Consider the following 16,895-nt stretch of genomic DNA (forward strand, 5'->3'; position numbering starts at 1 on the left):
GGCTGTCATCGGGAGCAAGCCCCCTCCCACAGGGTGGCGGGGCGGCGTTGAGGACAGGTTTTGTAATAGTTTTGCGTTGTAGGAAATTTGTGTTCAGGCTGTACGATTCAAGTCCTTTTATGATTTCAGGACCTGCATGAACACCCTCTCGGAGCCTCCCAGTCGTCTTTCCCCAAGACCACCATTGCCGCTGTTCCAGCTGAAACCCTACCGTATTGCGCCTGCTAACCTTGTCCCGGTCCATCGACCGCACATTGCCGTGCCCGGCATTCTGAAAAATTCTAAAGAGGTTCTATAAATGGAGTGGTTAGCGGACCCCACGGCCTGGCTCGGCCTGTTGACGTTGATTGTGCTGGAACTGGTGCTGGGTATCGACAACCTGGTGTTTATCGCGATCCTGGCCGACAAGTTGCCGCCGGAGCAACGCGACCGTGCGCGGTTGATCGGTTTGTCCCTGGCGTTGCTGATGCGCCTGGGCCTGCTGGCAAGTATTTCCTGGTTGGTGACCCTCACCCAGCCGCTGTTCGAGGTGTTCGACAAGAGCTTCTCCGGCCGTGACCTGATCATGCTGTTTGGTGGCGTGTTCCTGTTGTTCAAAGCCACCATGGAACTGCACGAGCGGCTAGAAGGTCATGTGGCCCAGCGCACGGGCAATGTCGCCTATGCGATGTTCTGGCCGATCGTGGCGCAGATCGTGGTGCTCGACGCGGTGTTCTCCCTGGATGCGGTGATTACCGCTGTGGGTATGGTCGACGAGTTGGCCGTGATGATGATCGCGGTGATCGTATCCATCGGCCTGATGATTGTGGCGAGCAAGCCGCTGACCCGTTTCGTCAACGCGCACCCGACGGTGATCATGTTGTGCCTGGGCTTTTTGATGATGATTGGTTTTGCCCTGACCGCCGAGGGCTTGGGCTTCCATATTCCGAAGGGCTATCTGTATGCGGCGATCGGCTTCTCGATCCTGATCGAACTGTTCAACCAGATTGCCCGTGCCCGTCGCAAGAAGTCGGCGCAAGGTACGCTGCCGGTTCGCCAGCGTACCGCGCATGCGGTCATGCGCTTGTTGGGTGGCCGCAGCCTAGCGGTGGAAGGCATGGATGACGACGTGGCTGACTTGCTGGGCGAGCCCGACGCCAGCCAGGGGCCGTTATTTGATCGGCGCGAGCGCGTGATGATCAGCGGCGTGCTGCAACTGGCCGAGCGGCCGATCCGCACGTTGATGACGCCCAGGGCCAAGGTCGACTGTATCGACCTGGCGGACGATCCCGAGACGATTCGCCTGAAGCTGATGCATTCGTCCTACTCGCGTTTGCCGTTAATCCGCCACGGTGCGGTGGATGAACCGCTGGGCTTTGTGCACAAAAAGGAGCTGCTCAAGGAGTACCTGGCCGGTCATGAGCCTGACCTTGAGCGCCTGGCGCGCCGTGCGATCAACCTGCTGGAGAGTTTTTCGATCCTCAACGCCCTGGAGCAGATGCGCCAGGAATCCACCCACATTGCCTTCGTGATCAACGAGTTCGGCGATTTCATGGGCGTGTTGAGCATGACCGACATTCTGGAATCCATTGCCGGTGAATTGCCCGATGCCAGCGAAATCGAGGGGCCGGATATCGTCGAGGAAGGCAACGGCTTCCGCGCCAACGGCGCATTGACCCTGAGCCAGGTCAGTCAGCGCACTGGCTTCAATGCCGTAGCCACCGAGGATTACCAGACCCTGGCCGGCCTGGTGATGAGCCTGCTCGACCGCCTGCCGGTGGTGGGCGACAGCCTGGAACATGCAGGCTGGCGCCTGGCGGTGGCGGCAGTGGAGGAGCGGCGGGTCACGCAGGTGCGTCTGATGCCCCTGGCTGGGCATAGCGGCTGAATATCGCTTCGATGGTTTGCTCCTGGGTTTCCCAGGGGCCAAACCCCTTGAAGACTTCCTTGAGTTTACCATCCACATGAGTGACCAGGGTCGGAGTGCCCGTCACCGGCTCAAGCCGCGGGGTGGTTGCCGTATCAAGCACCAGGCTCTTCACCCTGTGTTCATAGGCTTTGGCGACGGGCTCGAAAAGCTGCACGGCACGCTCGCACGCCGGGCAGGTCGCTGAAACAAACAGCAGGAACACCGTCTCGTACGCGGCCAGTATCGAGTGATAGTCCTCATTGCTGTTAATGACCTCTTTAGCGATTCCCATGATGATGTCCCTGTCGACGGATGGTTTTCGGACCAACGCTAAGCCCAGGGATTTCCCGCGTCTACTGTCAACCTTCACAGGTACCTGCACCTTACGCGTCGCGGTCGCGCTCCAGTCGCTCGCGTTCCTTGCGCGCCTGGCTCGCACATTTGCGGTATTCCTCATTGTCCCGAGAGGCCTTGGCCTTGCGATAGCCGTGATGGTTCTGGCTGGTGTAGTTGGTGTCGAAGGCTTCCTTGAGTTTTTGCAGTTCTTGCGTGCATTCGTGGCGGTCGCTGGCAGCTGAAACGCTGCCGGCGGCCAGAAAGCTGAGCAGAACCAGAATAAGGCTGAGCTTCATCAGTGAGGTCCTTGTGGGGCGGCAATCTGCCAAGGCTAGTCCAGCGCAGGCGTTTTTGCACCGGTGTGGGCGCACTCGAAGGGGGCGCGGTAACACGCTTGTGACGCACTTTGCTGGAGCAATCACTGGGTGGTGGGGCATTGGGTAGCAAGGTGGCCTTGGGTGCTGGCGCAACGCCTTCTACGGCTATTTGAATTAGCACGCTGATTTATAACGACTTTATCCCGTTCATATTTTTCTGCTGACGCGTGTGGCACACTTTCTGCTGTCTATTCCGTTGTTACAAACCAAGTTCCGGTATAGCGGAATAAACAATCCCTGGAGTGCTTGTCATGCATCACCGACCTTCCGTGTTTAAAGCGTGTGTTTTTCTCTTCGCCGCATCGGCTTCCCTCGCAAGCCTGGTGCAGGCGGCGGACAGCAAGCTCGATGATGTGCTCAAGCGTGGGCATCTGATCGTGGGTACAGGCAGTACCAATGCGCCGTGGCACTTCCAGGGAGCGGATGGCAAGTTGCAGGGGTTTGATATCGACATCGGCCGCATCGTGGCCAAGGGGTTGTTCAACGACCCGAGCAAGGTGGAGTTTGTGGTGCAGTCCTCCGACGCCCGTATTCCCAACCTGCTGACCGACAAGGTCGACATGAGTTGCCAGTTCATCACCGTTACCGCCAGCCGTGCGCAGCAGGTTGCCTTTACCTTGCCGTACTACCGCGAAGGGGTGGGCCTGCTGTTGCCGAACAACAGCAAGTACAAAGAGATCGAAGACCTGCAGGCCGCCGGCGACGGCGTCACCGTAGCCGTGCTGCAAAACGTGTATGCCGAAGAGTTGGTGCACCAGGCACTGCCCAAGGCCAAGGTCGATCAGTACGACAGCGTCGACCTGATGTACCAGGCCGTGAACTCCGGTCGCGCCGATGCCGCCGCCACCGACCAGTCTTCGGTCAAGTACCTGATGGTGCAGAACCCTGGTCGCTATCGCAGCCCGGCCTATGCCTGGAGCCCGCAAACCTATGCGTGTGCCGTCAAGCGTGGCGACCAGGACTGGCTGAACTTCGTCAACACCGCGCTGCATGAAGCCATGACCGGCGTGGAGTTCCCGACCTACAAAGCCTCGTTCAAGCAATGGTTCGGCGTAGATCTGCCGGAGCCTGCGATTGGTTTCCCGGTTGAATTCAAGTGATGTGTAAACCGCGGGCGCCGCACATGGCGCCCCGTTTCAGGTACCGCCGACCATGAACTATCAGTTGAACTTTGCCGCCGTGTGGCGCGACTTCCCCAGCTTGCTGGCAGGGCTTGGCCTCGGCCTTGAGCTGGCGTTGCTGTCGATCGCCATCGGCTGCGTGATCGGCCTGATGATGGCGTTTGCCATGCTGTCCAGGCACCGTGCGTTGCGCCTCTTCGCCTCGGTGTATGTGACGGTGATCCGCAACACGCCGATCCTCGTGCTGATCCTGTTGATCTATTTTGCATTGCCCAGCCTGGGCATCCGTCTGGACAAGATCCCGTCGTTCATCATCACCTTGTCGTTGTACGCCGGTGCCTATCTGACCGAAGTGTTCCGCGCCGGGCTGTTGAACATTCCCAAGGGTTTGCGTGAAGCCGGCCTGGCCATCGGCTTGGGTGAGTGGCGCATCCGTGCCTACATCACGGTGCCGGTGATGCTGCGCAACGTGCTGCCGGCGCTGTCGAACAATTTCATTTCGCTGTTCAAGGACACCTCGCTGGCCGCCGCCATCGCGGTGCCCGAACTGACTTACTACGCCCGCAAGATCAACGTCGAGAGCTACCGGGTCATCGAAACCTGGCTGGTCACGACGGCGCTCTATGTGGCCGCCTGTTACCTGATTGCCATGCTGCTCCGTTACCTGGAACAGCGTCTGGCGATCCGTCGTTAAGGAGGGTTTCCATGTACGAATCTCCCAGCTGGTTGCACGAGTTGTGGGTCGCCCGGGATACCCTTTGGGCGGGGTTTGAAACCAGCGTGTATTGCTCGGCGCTGGCGATTGTTTTCGGCACGCTGATCGGCATCGTCGCCGGGTTGATCCTGACGTACGGCAAGTTCTGGATGCGTGCACCGTTTCGTCTGTATGTCGACTTGATCCGCGGTACGCCGGTATTCGTGCTGGTGTTGGCGTGTTTCTACATGCTGCCGGCCCTTGGCTGGCACATCAGCGCATTCCAGGCCGGCGCGGTCGGGTTGACGTTATTCTGTGGTTCCCACGTCTCGGAAATCGTGCGCGGCGCACTGCAAGCCATTCCGCGTGGGCAACTGGAGGCGGGCAAGGCCATCGGCCTGACGTTCTACCAGTCCCTGGGTTACGTGCTATTGCCCCAGGCGCTGCGCCAGATCCTGCCGACCTGGGTCAATTCCTCCACGGAAATCGTCAAGGCCTCGACCTTGCTCTCGGTGATCGGCGTGGCCGAGTTGCTGCTCAGCACCCAGCAGGTGATCGCACGTACCTTCATGACCCTGGAGTTCTACCTGTTCGCGGGTTTTCTGTTCTTTGTCATCAACTACGCCATCGAGCTGTTCGGGCGTTACCTTGAAAAGCGGGTGGCCTTGCCATGAATCAACCTCAAACCCAGCAACCGCTGCTGAACATCAGCGGCCTGCGTAAACAATACGGTCAGGTGGAAGTGCTCAAGGGCGTCGACCTGTCCATGCAACGCGGTAACGTGGTGACGTTGATCGGCTCCAGCGGCTCGGGCAAGACCACGCTGTTGCGCTGCGTCAACCTGCTCGAAGAGTTCCAGGGCGGGCAGATCACCCTGGACGGCGAGTCCATCGGCTACAGCGAAGTTGCCGGTAAGCGTGTGCGCCACCCCGAGCGTGTGATCGCCCAGCACCGGGCGATGACCGGCATGGCGTTCCAGCAATTCAACCTGTTCCCGCACCTGACGGCGCTGCAGAACGTCACCCTTGGCCTGCTCAAGGTCAAGAAGATGAACAAGGATGAAGCCGTGGCCCTGGCCGAAAAATGGCTGGACCGCGTCGGCCTGCTGGAGCGGCGTAACCACTTTCCCGGGCAATTGTCGGGCGGCCAGCAACAGCGCGTGGCGATTGCCCGCGCCATTGCCATGAACCCCAGCCTGATGTTGTTCGATGAAGTCACCTCGGCCCTCGACCCGGAACTGGTCGGTGAGGTGCTCAGTGTGATCAAGGGCTTGGCGGAAGAGGGCATGACCATGCTGCTGGTCACCCATGAAATGCGCTTCGCCTATGAAGTGTCTGACAAGATCGTATTCATGAACCAGGGGCGCATTGAGGAACAAGGTTCGTCGAAGGACATCTTCGAACGCCCGCAATCGCCGCGCCTGGCTGAATTTTTGAAGAACATTCGTTTTTAATCAGGAGTTATTTTATGAGCATTACTCGTTACGGCACCGGTAGCACCGCCGGCGGCGGCCAGCCACGTCCTTTTGCGCGTGCGGCGGAAGCGGACGGTTGGCTCTACGTCTCGGGCCAGGTGCCGGCGGTGGACGGTGAAATCATCACCGGCGGCATCGTCGAGCAAACCCGGCAGACCCTGCGCAATGTGGTGGCGATCCTCGAAGAGGCCGGTTACGAACTCAAGGACGTGGTCCGCGTTGGCGTGTGGCTGGAAGACCCACGGGACTTCTGGAGTTTCAACAAGGTCTTCGGCGAATACTTCACCCCGGAACACGCTCCGGCGCGGGCCTGCGTACAGGCCAGCATGATGGTCGATTGCAAGGTCGAGATCGATTGCGTGGCCTACAAGAAAAAAGGCTAAATGCCCCCGACTCTAAATGATTGTTCCCACGCTCTGCGTGGGAACGCCGCCTCGGACGCTCTGCGTTCGCTTCTGTGACGCAGAGCGTCACGGTATGCGTTCCCACGCGGAGCGTGGGAACGATCAATAACTCGGACCGATTACCGTTATGACCGAAGACACCATCAAACGCCGCGCCAAAGGCCTGGACCGTGCATTCGATATCCTCGATTTTCTCAAGGAAGTCGGCCAGCCCCTGCGCCCGAATGATATTGCCAACGGCATCGGCAGCCCCAAGTCCACGGTCTACGAACTGGTCGCCTCCTTGCTCGAGCGGCGCATCCTGGAAACCGTGGGCAAGGACGGCCATGTCTACCTGGGCCGCCAGCTGTATTTTCTCGGCCAGGCGCACCTGCGCCATTTCGATCTGACCCGCGAGGCTGACCATGCCTTGCAGGAAATCGTCAGCCAGACCCGCGAAACCGCGCAGATGTGCCTGCTCAACGGGCGCAAATACACCGTGGCGCTGATGCGCGAAGGCGAGCGGCATTTCCGCATTTCGTCGGACATCGGTGAAAACGCGCCGATCCCATGGACCGCGTCCGGGCGCCTGTTGCTGGGGCACTTGAGCGACCAGCAGATCATCGACTTGATCGACCCCGACGACTTTATCCTGCCGGACGGCCAGCGCTTGCCGCTGGAGACGTTCCTGGCGCAAATCCGTCAGGCCACCCTCGACGGGTTCTTTTCCTTCGACAGTGTGGCCGACACCTTTACCCATTGCTTTGCCGCCCCGGTCAGGGACGCGCAAGGCGTCAGCATCGCGACGCTGTGCATCGTCGCACCGCGTGCGGATGCCATCACCCATTACCACGACTATCGCCGGGTGCTGATCGAAAGCGCCAACAACCTGGCCCGTCGCATCAACGAATAGGAGCATGTCATGTCTGCCTTCAATGCTGTCGAAAAGGGCGCCGCCGCAGTGGGAGCCCACCTGGTCCGTGATGTCAGCCTGCCGGCGCTGGTGCTGCATCGCGACGCCCTGGCACACAACATCCGCTGGATGCAGGCGTTTGTCAGCAACAGCGGCGCCGAGCTCGCGCCCCATGGCAAAACCAGCATGATGCCTGCGCTGTTTCAGCGCCAGATCGCGGCAGGCGCTTGGGGCATCACCCTGGCCAACGCCGTGCAAACCCGTGCGGCCTATGCCGGTGGCGTGCGCCGTGTATTGATGGCCAACCAGCTGGTGGGCGCGCCGAACATGGCGCTGATCGCCGACCTGCTGGCCGATCAGGATTTCGACTTTCACTGCATGGTCGACCACCCGGACAATGTCGCCGACCTGGGCCTGTTCTTCGCCGCCTGTGGCCTGCGCCTGAACGTGATGATCGAGTACGGCGTGGTCGGAGGCCGTTGTGGTTGCCGCAGCGAGCAGCAAGTGCGTGACCTGGCCAAGGCGATCAAGGCGCAGCCGGCGCTCGCGCTGACCGGCATCGAAGGATATGAAGGCGTGATCCACGGCGAGCATGCCGTCAGCGGCATTCGCGAGTTCGCCGCCAGCCTGGTGCGTTTGGCGGTGGAGCTGCAAGACAGCGGCGCTTTCGACCTGCCCAAGCCGATCATCACGGCATCGGGCTCGGCCTGGTATGACCTGATCGCCGAGTCTTTTCAAACCCAGAACGCCGCCGGCCGTTTCCTCAGCGTATTGCGGCCGGGCAGCTATGTGGCCCACGACCATGGCATCTACAAAGAGGCGCAGTGCTGCGTGCTCGACCGCCGCAGCGACCTCGACGAAGGCTTGCGCCCGGCCCTGGAAGTCTGGGCGCATGTGCAGTCGCTGCCTGAACCGGGCTTTGCGGTGATCGCCCTGGGCAAGCGCGATGTAGCCTACGACGCCGGTCTGCCGGTGCCGCTCAAACGCTACAAGGCCGGTATTGTGCCGGCGCAAGGTGATGATGTGAGCGCGTGCAAGGTCACGGCGGTGATGGACCAGCATGCGTTCATGACCGTGGCACCGGGGGTCGAACTGCGCATCGGCGATATCCTTTCGTTCGGTACTTCTCACCCGTGCCTGACCTTCGACAAGTGGCAGGTCGGCTGCCTGGTCGATGAGCAGTTGCAGGTGATCGAGTCCCTGGAAACCTGCTTCTGAACCGAGTCGCTCCTTTCGCGAGCACGCCCGCCCCACCGTTGAAATGCATTCCAAATGTGGGAGCGGGCTTGCTCGCGATGAGGCCATCAGCCACACCCGAGACCATCGCTATGAGCACCCATCCGCACATCGCCCTGATCGGCGAATGCATGATCGAATTGCAACACCGCGCCGACGGCAGCCTGCACCAGAGCTTCGGCGGTGACACCTTGAACACGGCGGTGTACCTGCGCCGTGAGCTGGGCGACAGCGGCAGTGTCGACTACGTCACCGCGCTGGGCGATGACAGTTTCAGCGATGCCATGTGTGCCCAGTGGACACAAGAAGGTGTGGGCCTGGGCATGGTCCAGCGCTTGCCTGGGCGCTTGCCGGGGTTGTACTGCATCCAGACCGACGCCAACGGCGAGCGCAAATTTCTCTATTGGCGCAACGAGGCCGCCGTGCGTGATTGTTTCACCACGCCTGCGGCCGAACCGGTCCTCGCGGCCTTGCCGGGTTACGACGTGGTGTATTTCAGTGGCATCACCCTGGCGGTACTGGGTGAGGTCGGGCGTCAGCGCTTGCTGCAGGCCCTGATCGAAACCCGTCGACGCGGCGGCAAGGTGGTGTTCGATAACAACTACCGCCCCCGGCTGTGGGCCACTGTCGAGGCGGCGCGCGCGGCGTATCACCAGGTCATGGCCGAGGTGGATATCGCCTTGCTGACCGAGGATGACGAACGTGCATTGTTTGGCTATGCCGACAGTGAGCAGGTGTTCGCAGCGTATCCGAGGTTGGCCGAGGTGGTGCTCAAGCGTGGGGCGGATGCGTGTCTGATCCGTTGTGATGGCGAGCGTTTTGCGGTGCCGGCCTTGAAGGTGGAGAGGGTGGTGGACACCACGGCAGCGGGGGATTCGTTCAGTGCGGCGTATCTGGCTTGTCGGCTGAAGGGTGGCTCGCCTGAGCAGGCGGCTTTGGCTGGGCATCGATTGGCTAGCCGGGTGATCCAGGTGCCAGGGGCATTGATTCCCAGGTGAATGGCCGCCTCTGGCGGATCGGGAGCAAGTCAAACACTCAGTCGCGGTAGAACACCTGTACCAGGTGGTACCCGAACTTGCTCTTGATCGGCCCGTGAACCACCTTCACCGGTTTCTTGAAGATCACCGCATCGATCGCCCCGACCATCTGCCCTGGCCGTACTTCGCCCAAGTCGCCGCCGCGCTTGCCCGATGGGCAGGTGGAGTACTTTTTGGCCAACACATCAAACGCTTCGCCCTTGGCGATGCGTTGCTTGAGCTGTTCGGCTTCTTCACTGGTTTTCACCAGGATGTGACGGGCTAGGGCTTTCATCTTGTTACCTTGCAACGGTCAAACGTCAGGGCGCGCGATTATGCCTGAACTCAGGCGTCAACGCCGATCATGCTGCGGATTTTCGTGGCCAGCAACTCGATGGAAAAGGGTTTGGCGACCATGTCCATGCCGTCTTCCAGAAAGCCTTGGCGCTCGGCGGCTTTTTCGGCGTAGCCGGTCATGAACAAGACCCGCAGGCCCGGGCGGTGCTGGCGGGCGATTTCCGCCAGTTGCCGGCCGTTCAGGCCCGGCAGGCCGACATCGGTCACCAGCAGGTCGACACGCAGGTCCGACTCCAGCAACGGCAGCGCCGTGCGTGCATCGCCAGCCTGGTGCGCGGTGTAGCCCAGTTCACCGAGCACGTTGACCACCAGCATCCGCACGGCAGGGTCGTCCTCGACCACCACGACGGACTCACCGGCCAATGCCAGCGGGGCTTCGCTCAAGTTCGCGGGCTGGCGGCTTTCCAGTGCGGTGCCATGCAGACGCGGCAGGTACAGGCGCACGCAGGTGCCCTGGCCCGGTTCGCTGTGAATGGTCACATGTCCGCCGGACTGCTGGGCAAAGCCGTAGATCATCGACAGCCCCAGGCCCGTCCCCTGGCCGATGGGCTTGGTGGTGAAGAACGGGTCGAAGGCTTTGGCGAGGATTTTCGGCGCCATGCCGGTGCCGTTATCGCATACGCCGAGCATCACGTAATCGCCGGCCTTGACCGGTTCCAGGGTGGTGATATCAGTGCCGTCCAGATAGCTGTTGGCGGTTTCGATCAGCAATTCGCCGCCGTCGGGCATGGCGTCGCGCGCGTTGATCACCAGGTTGAGCAGGGCGTTTTCCAGTTGGCTGGCGTCGGTGTTGACCGGCCAGATGTCCTTGCCCAATTGCACCTTGAGCGTGATATGCGCGCCTTTGGTGCGGCGGAACAGATCTTCCAGGGAGGCCACCAACTGGTTGGGATCGATCGGCCGACGGTCCAGCGACTGGCGCCGTGAAAACGCCAGTAGCCGGTGGGTGAGGGCGGCCGCGCGGTGGGCGGAGGACACCGCCGCGTCGGTGAAACGGCCGATTTCGTCGCTGCGCCCGGCGGCGATATAACGCTGCATCAGGTCCAGGCTGCCAATGATGCCGGTGAGCATATTGTTGAAGTCGTGGGCGATGCCGCCGGTGAGCTGGCCCACCGCCTCCATCTTCTGCGCATGGCGCAGTGCGTCTTCGGCGCGCTCGCGCTCGAACATTTCGTTTTGCAGGCGCTGGTTGGCCTCGGCCAGCGCCTGGGTGCGCTGGGCCACGCGTTCTTCGAGGTTTTCGTTGAGGTGACGCAAGGCTTCTTCAGTGAGGATGCGTTCGGTCTCGTCGATCACAAAGATGTAGAAGCCGTTGACCGAACCGTCATTGCTGAAACGCGGCAGGTACTTCATCAAGGCGTGGCGCGCTCGGCCGTCGCGATGCGGGGTGATGGTCAGGAAACTGCAGGCCTTGCCCTTGAGGGCGGCGGCGATCTTGTCGGCGCGCCCGGCATACACCTCGTCGCCGAGCACTTCACGGATGCTTTTACCGTACAGCTCCTGGGGCGTCAGGCCGTACCAGTCGAGGTAGGCGCTGTTGTTCAGGCGAAAGCGCTCTTCGTGGTCGACGTAGCCGATCAGCACCGGCATGGCGTTGATGATCAGCTGCAATTCGGTCTGGCTTTGACGCAGGGCCTGCTCGGTGTGCTTGCGTTCGGTCAGGTCCAGTGCGGCACCGAGGAAACGTGCCGGGCGACCCTGCGGGTCCTTGTAGCAGCGGCCGCGGGCAAACACCCAGCGCAACTGGCCGTCGGCTTGCAGCAAGCGGTACTCCTCGGCGTATTCGGTGCCGAAGGTGATGCAGTGCTTGATGCTGCGCGCCACCATGCCACGGTCTTCGGGGTGCACGCCTTGCAGGTACGCGCTGATCGGCAACAGGTCGGCGTCTTGCGGGTCGACGCCGTGCAGGTAGGCGAAATGGGCGTCGGCGATAAAGCGGTCTTCGCTGATATCCCAATCCCAGGTGCCTACCGCGTCGGTCGCGGCCAGGGCCAACTGCAGGCGTTGTTCGGTGTTGTGCTGGGCCTTGAGGCTGTCTTCGGAGCGTTGCTGCAGTTCGAGGGTTTTGCTGCGGCGTTCGTTGGTTTCAATCGCGGTGACCAGGATGCCGGCGACCGTGCCGTGCTCATTGCGTACCGGGCTGTAGGTCAGGTCGAGCCAGATCTCGGTGTCGCGGTGGTCACGCTGCAAGACGAAGCGCTGTTCGCTGAAGGTGCGTACCTGCCCGCCGAGGACCGCGTCATAGATCGGCGCAGCGAAACTCTCAAGCTCCGGCCAGGTTTCATGTGCCGGTCGGCCCAAGGCATCGGGGTGCTTGTTGCCGGCGAGCCGGGCGAACCCATCATTGTAGAGTTGGGTCAGTTGGCTGCCCCACAACAGCAGCATCGGCATTGGTGAGTGGACGACAATATCGACGGCGGTGCGCAGGCTTTGCGGCCAGTTAGCCGCATCACCGAGAGGGCTTTGCGCCCAGTCCAGCCGCGCGATCAAGACTGCTGCTTCGCTGTCGGTGGATGTTCCATTCATGAAAAAAACCCTACGCTTGACGCTTTGAAATACGACAAAAGCCGATTATCCCGTGAGAGGGGAACGGCTGACTACCCCACGAAAAATAGCATGCATTGGGCGTTTGTCTTCAAATCAGTGCGTCAAGCTGAAACCTTTCTGCTTCATGTCGCCAGTTCAGGGCGGTCGCGAAACTGCGCCAGGGCCTGCGGGTTGGCCAGGGCGTCGGTGTTTTTCACCGGCTCGCCGTGAACCACATTGCGCACCGCCAATTCGACGATCTTGCCGCTGATGGTGCGCGGGATATCGGAGACGGCGAGAATCCTCGCCGGCACGTGGCGCGGTGTGGTGTTGGCGCGGATCACCTGGCGGATCTGCTGTTGCAGGGCGTCGTCCAGCTCGATACCGTCATTGAGGCGTACGAACAGCACTACACGCACATCGTCTTGCCAGCGTTGGCCGATGGCCAGGCTTTCCAGCACTTGCGGGATTTTTTCCACCTGGCGATAGATCTCTGCGGTGCCGATCCGCACGCCGCCGGGGTTGAGCACGGCGTCCGAGCGCCCGTGGATCAGCAGGCCGCCATGGGGGCGCTGCTCGGCGTAGTCGCCCTGAGCCCACACCCCGGGAAACTGACTGAAATACGAGGCGCGCAGTTTCTGCTGGTCCGGATCGTTCCATAAGCCGATCGGCATCGCCGGAAAATGCCGGGTGCACACCAGCTCGCCTTTTTCGCCGATCAACGGCCGGCCGTGTTCGTCCCACACTTCGATGGCCATCGCCAGGCTCTTGCACTGCATTTCGCCACGCCGCACCGGCAGCACCGGGTTACCGATCACAAAACAGGAGACGATGTCGGTACCGCCCGACATCGACGCCAGGCACAGCTCGGGTTTGATCTCGCGGTACACATAGTCGTAGCTGTGGGGCGACAGCGGCGAGCCGGTTGAAATCAGACCCTTGAGGCTGCTCAGATCATGGCTCAGGCGCGGTTGCAGCCCGGCTTTTTCCAGGGTGGCGAGGAATTTCGGGCTGGTGCCGAACACGCTGATGTGTTCCGCATCGATCAGGTCGATCAACCGCTCGGGCCCAGGGTGGAATGGCGAGCCGTCATATAGCACTGCGGTTGCGCCAAGGGCCAGCACCGACACCAGCCAGTTCCACATCATCCAGCCGCAGGTGGTGTAGTAGAACAGGCAATCATCCCTGGACAGGTCGGCATGCAGGCCGTGCTCCTTGAGATGGGTGAGCAGCACGCCGCCGGTGCCGTGGATGATGCATTTGGGCACGCCGGTGGTGCCGCTGGAATAGAGGATGTACAGCGGGTGATCGAACGGCACGGCCACAAACTCGGGCTCGCCGCCAGGTTGATAGAAGTCGTGCCACAGCGTGACCCTGGCTCGGCTGCGGTAGTCGTCGACCCGCGCCTGAGGTCGTGCGTACGGCACGATGATCAGCTGTTCGAGGGACGGCAGGCGTTCGAGGATTTCATTGAGCTTGGCGCTCTGGTCGATGTCTTTACCGGCATAACGGTAACCGGCGCAGGTGATCAACACTTTGGGCTCGATCTGGCCGAAGCGGTCGATCACGCCCTGGGTGCCGAAGTCCGGCGACGAACACGACCAGATCGCGCCGAGGCTGGTGGTGGCCAGCATGCCCACCAGGGTTTGCCAGGTGTTGGGCATGCACGCGGCGACGCGGTCGCCCTGGGTTACGCCGGCGTCGCGCAGGCTGCGCTGCAAGCCGGCGACATGCTGGGCGAGTTCGGCGTAGGTCAAGGCTTCGCGGTGGCCATCCTCACTGATGGCGACCACGGCCGGGTGCTCATCGCGGCGGCGCAGCAGGTGCTCGGCGAAGTTCAGCGTGGCGCCGGGAAACCATTGGGCGCTGGGCATCTCGGCCTCTTCGATCAGCGTCGCAATGGGCGGGCTGCGAAACGCTACGTCGAAATAGCTGACGATGGCCTGCCAGAAATCCGGGCGCTGGTCGATGCTCCACTGGTACAGGGCGGGGTAATCGTCGAGCTGCACGCTGTAGCGTTGGTTGATGTAGCGGCGGAACTGGTCCAAGCGCGTGTTGGCGATGCGTTCCGGGGAGGGTTGCCAGAGGATGTCGGACATAGGCGAATCTCTTGTTCGTCAACGACGATCAAATAGGGGGGGGCGGGCTGCCTCACCCTATTTGAATCTTCAGTGTCTGGATTACTGCGCCAGCCAGCCGCCGTCAATATTCCAGGCGGCGCCGCGTACCTGGGCACCGGCTTCGCTGCACAGGAACAGCACCAGCTCGCCCAGCTGCGGTGGGGTGACAAATTCCAGCGACGGTTGTTTCTCGGCCAGCAGGTCATGCTGCGCCTGCTGGGGATCGACACCCGCGGCGGCACGATCGTCAATCTGCTTCTGCACCAGCGGTGTCAGCACCCAGCCTGGGCAGATAGCGTTGCAGGTGACGTTGCTGGTGGCCGTCTCCAGGCCCACGACTTTGGTCAGGCCGATGACGCCGTGCTTGGCCGCCACATAGGCCGCCTTGCCCACCGAGCCGACCTGGCCGTGCACCGACGCGATGTTGACGATGCGCCCCCAGCCCTTGGCCTTCATTCCCGGCAAGCTCAGGCGTGTGCTGTGGAACACCGAGGACAGGTTGATTGCGATGATCGAGTCCCAGCGCTCCACCGGGAAATCTTCTACCGCCGCCACATGCTGGATACCGGCATTATTGACCAGGATATCGACGCCGCCGAACTCACGCTCGGCATAGGCGATCATGTCGGCGATCTGCGCCGGATCGCTGACGTCGGCCGGGTGGTGGCCGACCTTGCCGCCGAACGCCTGTACCTGGGCGATCACCGCGCTGGCATCGCCGAAGCCGTTGAGGATCAGGTTGGCGCCGGCCTTGGCCAGGCTCAGTGCGATGCCCAGGCCGATGCCGCTGGTGGAGCCGGTAACCAGGGCGGTCTTGCCATTCAAAGTCGTCATGAAAACCTCACACAATGCCGGTGGCGTAGAAAGTACCAATCACCACGAACACCGCGAGGGTCTTGATGAGGGTGATGCCGAAAATGTCCTTGTAGGCTTCGCGGTGGGTCAGGCCGGTGACCGCCAGCAGCGTGATCACCGCGCCGTTGTGGGGCAGGGTGTCCATGCCGCCGCTGGCCATGGCCGCGACCCGGTGCAGCACTTCAAGCGGAATATTGGCCGCGTGGGCCGCCGAAATAAAGCTCTCGGACATCGCCGCCAGGGCGATGCTCATGCCGCCGGAGGCGGAACCGGTGATACCGGCCAGCAGGGTCACGGTAATCGCCTCGTTGACCAGTGGGTTGGGGATACCCTTGAGCCAGTCCGCCAGCACCAGGAAGCCCGGCAGCGAGGCAATCACCGCGCCGAAGCCGTATTCCGATGCGGTGTTCATCGCCGCCAGCAAGGCGCCGCTGACCGCACTTTTGCTGCCGTCGGCAAGCTTGCTCTTGATCGCCGACCAGCCGAATGCCAGCACCATCAGGATGCCCACCAACAGTGCCGCCTGCACCGCCCAGATCGCGGTGAGCTTGGCGATCTCGGTGGTCACCGGCGCGCTCATGCCCGGGAGGCTGAGGCTGTGGGTCTTGCCGTACCACTGTGGAATCCAGTGGGTGAACAACAGGTTCATCACGCCCACCAGAATCAGTGGCGACAGGGCGATCCAAGGGTTGGGCAGCCTCAGGTTTTCGGCGGTTTCCGGTTCGTTGCGCAACTCGGTGCCATAACCCTCGGCGGCGCGTTGTGCCTTGTTGCGCTGGCGTGTCAGGTAGAGCATGCCGGCGCAGAACACGAAAATCGTGCCGATCAGCCCCAGCCACGGCGCCGCCCACGCCGTGGTGTTGAAAAAGGTGCTGGGGATGATGTTCTGGATCTGCGGTGTGCCGGGCAGGGCGTCCATGGTGAACGAGAACGCGCCGAGGGCGATGGTCGCCGGAATCAGGCGCTTGGGGATATTGCTCTGGCGGAACATCTCGGCGGCGAACGGGTACACCGCGAACACCACCACGAATAGCGACACGCCGCCGTAGGTGAGCAGGGCGCAGACCAGCACGATCACCAGCATCGCCTGGCGGGTGCCGAGCAGGCGGATCGCTGCGGCAACAATCGAACGCGAAAAGCCCGACAGCTCGATCAGCTTGCCGAACACCGCACCGAGCAGGAATACCGGGAAATAGAGTTTGATGAAGCCGACCATTTTCTCCATGAACACCCCGGTAAAGGCAGGGGCGACGGCGGAGGGGTCGGTGAGCAGTACCGCGCCGAGGGCGGCGATGGGCGCAAACAGGATAACGCTATAGCCACGGTAGGCAGCCAGCATCAGCAGCGCCAGGGCTGCCAGGGCAATGATCACACTCATGGTGTGTCTCCAGATTGTTATTTTTGTGAGGTGGTGCTTTGGAGAGGAGCTATAGCTAGATGTGTGCCAAAAATTTAACTGGTTGATATATAAAAGAATTTTCCGACAGTTGACTGATAATTTGAATTTTTGTCTCTAATTTGAGACAGGTGAAAATCCACTGTGGGAGGGGGCTTGCTCCCGATAGCGGTATGCCAGGCAATAAAAATGCTGACTGGAGC

Annotated in this window: 16 protein-coding genes; 9 read left to right on the plus strand and 7 right to left on the minus strand. The window is 61.5% G+C overall.

Annotated features, from left to right (window positions below):
* Positions 1 to 298 precede the first annotated feature (298 nt).
* Positions 299 to 1,867 carry a TerC family protein gene (locus tag ACQRBT_RS20915; protein ID WP_244699385.1) on the plus strand — a complete coding sequence of 523 codons (1,569 nt, stop codon included), beginning with the start codon at positions 299 to 301 and terminating at the stop codon, positions 1,865 to 1,867.
* Here the strand turns inward: ACQRBT_RS20915 and ACQRBT_RS20920 are convergent.
* Positions 1,824 to 2,180: a thioredoxin family protein gene (locus ACQRBT_RS20920; protein WP_412047352.1), complete on the minus strand. Its 357-nt coding sequence runs from the start codon at positions 2,178 to 2,180 to the stop codon at positions 1,824 to 1,826. The two genes, ACQRBT_RS20915 and ACQRBT_RS20920, sit on opposite strands and share 44 nt — an antisense overlap.
* A 91-nt stretch (positions 2,181 to 2,271) precedes the next feature.
* Positions 2,272 to 2,520: a hypothetical protein gene (locus tag ACQRBT_RS20925; RefSeq protein WP_060752558.1), complete on the minus strand. Its 249-nt coding sequence runs from the start codon at positions 2,518 to 2,520 to the stop codon at positions 2,272 to 2,274.
* Between the two features lie 332 nt (positions 2,521 to 2,852).
* On the opposite strand from ACQRBT_RS20925, the gene ACQRBT_RS20930 reads away from it, so the two are divergent.
* The 8 genes from ACQRBT_RS20930 (at position 2,853) to ACQRBT_RS20965 (ending at position 9,420) form a co-directional block, all read left to right on the plus strand.
* Positions 2,853 to 3,701 (plus strand): transporter substrate-binding domain-containing protein, encoded by an 849-nt coding sequence (locus ACQRBT_RS20930; protein ID WP_060752559.1) that lies wholly within the window; start codon positions 2,853 to 2,855, stop codon positions 3,699 to 3,701.
* 52 nt (positions 3,702 to 3,753) lie between these two features.
* Positions 3,754 to 4,416, plus strand: a complete 663-nt coding sequence (locus ACQRBT_RS20935) for an amino acid ABC transporter permease (protein ID WP_060752560.1) — start codon at positions 3,754 to 3,756, stop codon at positions 4,414 to 4,416.
* Positions 4,417 to 4,427: 11 nt separating this feature from the next.
* Positions 4,428 to 5,090 (plus strand): amino acid ABC transporter permease, encoded by a 663-nt coding sequence (locus tag ACQRBT_RS20940; protein WP_060752561.1) that lies wholly within the window; start codon positions 4,428 to 4,430, stop codon positions 5,088 to 5,090.
* Complete coding sequence (locus ACQRBT_RS20945; RefSeq protein ID WP_161549792.1) at positions 5,087 to 5,869, plus strand: amino acid ABC transporter ATP-binding protein; 783 nt, start codon at positions 5,087 to 5,089, stop codon at positions 5,867 to 5,869. Before ACQRBT_RS20940 ends, ACQRBT_RS20945 begins: the two co-directional genes overlap by 4 nt.
* Positions 5,870 to 5,883: 14 nt before the next feature.
* Positions 5,884 to 6,273, plus strand: a complete 390-nt coding sequence (locus ACQRBT_RS20950) for a RidA family protein (protein ID WP_412047353.1) — start codon at positions 5,884 to 5,886, stop codon at positions 6,271 to 6,273.
* A 148-nt stretch (positions 6,274 to 6,421) separates the two neighbouring features.
* On the plus strand, positions 6,422 to 7,186 hold the full coding sequence (locus tag ACQRBT_RS20955; protein WP_060752564.1) for an IclR family transcriptional regulator: 765 nt from the start codon (positions 6,422 to 6,424) through the stop codon (positions 7,184 to 7,186).
* A 9-nt stretch (positions 7,187 to 7,195) separates the two neighbouring features.
* A complete protein-coding gene (locus ACQRBT_RS20960) occupies positions 7,196 to 8,404 on the plus strand; it encodes an amino acid deaminase (RefSeq protein WP_412047354.1) in 1,209 nt (402 codons plus the stop codon).
* 110 nt (positions 8,405 to 8,514) lie between these two features.
* On the plus strand, positions 8,515 to 9,420 hold the full coding sequence (locus ACQRBT_RS20965; protein WP_412047355.1) for a sugar kinase: 906 nt from the start codon (positions 8,515 to 8,517) through the stop codon (positions 9,418 to 9,420).
* 37 nt (positions 9,421 to 9,457) lie between these two features.
* On the opposite strand, the gene ACQRBT_RS20970 is transcribed toward ACQRBT_RS20965, so the two are convergent.
* From ACQRBT_RS20970 to ACQRBT_RS20990, 5 genes are all read right to left on the minus strand, one after another.
* Complete coding sequence (locus ACQRBT_RS20970; RefSeq protein WP_060752567.1) at positions 9,458 to 9,733, minus strand: peptidylprolyl isomerase; 276 nt, start codon at positions 9,731 to 9,733, stop codon at positions 9,458 to 9,460.
* Positions 9,734 to 9,783: 50 nt separating this feature from the next.
* Positions 9,784 to 12,321 (minus strand): PAS domain-containing sensor histidine kinase, encoded by a 2,538-nt coding sequence (locus tag ACQRBT_RS20975; protein ID WP_104994014.1) that lies wholly within the window; start codon positions 12,319 to 12,321, stop codon positions 9,784 to 9,786.
* A 143-nt stretch (positions 12,322 to 12,464) separates the two neighbouring features.
* Positions 12,465 to 14,420 (minus strand): acetoacetate--CoA ligase, encoded by a 1,956-nt coding sequence (locus ACQRBT_RS20980; RefSeq protein WP_412047356.1) that lies wholly within the window; start codon positions 14,418 to 14,420, stop codon positions 12,465 to 12,467.
* Positions 14,421 to 14,501: 81 nt separating this feature from the next.
* Positions 14,502 to 15,275 (minus strand): 3-hydroxybutyrate dehydrogenase, encoded by a 774-nt coding sequence (locus ACQRBT_RS20985; RefSeq protein ID WP_060752570.1) that lies wholly within the window; start codon positions 15,273 to 15,275, stop codon positions 14,502 to 14,504.
* A gap of 7 nt (positions 15,276 to 15,282) precedes the next feature.
* Complete coding sequence (locus ACQRBT_RS20990; RefSeq protein WP_060752571.1) at positions 15,283 to 16,674, minus strand: GntP family permease; 1,392 nt, start codon at positions 16,672 to 16,674, stop codon at positions 15,283 to 15,285.
* Positions 16,675 to 16,895 lie beyond the last annotated feature (221 nt).

The sequence above is a fragment of the Pseudomonas sp. R19M genome, assembly GCF_050312585.1.
Lineage (GTDB): Bacteria > Pseudomonadota > Gammaproteobacteria > Pseudomonadales > Pseudomonadaceae > Aquipseudomonas > Aquipseudomonas palleroniana.

What these genes read in the sequence shown, in the direction of transcription:
- ACQRBT_RS20915 (WP_244699385.1), top strand. Translation starts at nt 299, where the DNA reads ATGGAGTGGTTAGCGGACCCCACGGCCTGGCTCGGCCTGTTGACGTTG.
- ACQRBT_RS20920 (WP_412047352.1), bottom strand. Translation starts at nt 2,180, where the DNA reads ATGGGAATCGCTAAAGAGGTCATTAACAGCAATGAGGACTATCACTCG.
- ACQRBT_RS20925 (WP_060752558.1), bottom strand. Translation starts at nt 2,520, where the DNA reads ATGAAGCTCAGCCTTATTCTGGTTCTGCTCAGCTTTCTGGCCGCCGGC.
- ACQRBT_RS20930 (WP_060752559.1), top strand. Translation starts at nt 2,853, where the DNA reads ATGCATCACCGACCTTCCGTGTTTAAAGCGTGTGTTTTTCTCTTCGCC.
- ACQRBT_RS20935 (WP_060752560.1), top strand. Translation starts at nt 3,754, where the DNA reads ATGAACTATCAGTTGAACTTTGCCGCCGTGTGGCGCGACTTCCCCAGC.
- ACQRBT_RS20940 (WP_060752561.1), top strand. Translation starts at nt 4,428, where the DNA reads ATGTACGAATCTCCCAGCTGGTTGCACGAGTTGTGGGTCGCCCGGGAT.
- ACQRBT_RS20945 (WP_161549792.1), top strand. Translation starts at nt 5,087, where the DNA reads ATGAATCAACCTCAAACCCAGCAACCGCTGCTGAACATCAGCGGCCTG.
- ACQRBT_RS20950 (WP_412047353.1), top strand. Translation starts at nt 5,884, where the DNA reads ATGAGCATTACTCGTTACGGCACCGGTAGCACCGCCGGCGGCGGCCAG.
- ACQRBT_RS20955 (WP_060752564.1), top strand. Translation starts at nt 6,422, where the DNA reads ATGACCGAAGACACCATCAAACGCCGCGCCAAAGGCCTGGACCGTGCA.
- ACQRBT_RS20960 (WP_412047354.1), top strand. Translation starts at nt 7,196, where the DNA reads ATGTCTGCCTTCAATGCTGTCGAAAAGGGCGCCGCCGCAGTGGGAGCC.
- ACQRBT_RS20965 (WP_412047355.1), top strand. Translation starts at nt 8,515, where the DNA reads ATGAGCACCCATCCGCACATCGCCCTGATCGGCGAATGCATGATCGAA.
- ACQRBT_RS20970 (WP_060752567.1), bottom strand. Translation starts at nt 9,733, where the DNA reads ATGAAAGCCCTAGCCCGTCACATCCTGGTGAAAACCAGTGAAGAAGCC.
- ACQRBT_RS20975 (WP_104994014.1), bottom strand. Translation starts at nt 12,321, where the DNA reads ATGAATGGAACATCCACCGACAGCGAAGCAGCAGTCTTGATCGCGCGG.
- ACQRBT_RS20980 (WP_412047356.1), bottom strand. Translation starts at nt 14,420, where the DNA reads ATGTCCGACATCCTCTGGCAACCCTCCCCGGAACGCATCGCCAACACG.
- ACQRBT_RS20985 (WP_060752570.1), bottom strand. Translation starts at nt 15,275, where the DNA reads ATGACGACTTTGAATGGCAAGACCGCCCTGGTTACCGGCTCCACCAGC.
- ACQRBT_RS20990 (WP_060752571.1), bottom strand. Translation starts at nt 16,674, where the DNA reads ATGAGTGTGATCATTGCCCTGGCAGCCCTGGCGCTGCTGATGCTGGCT.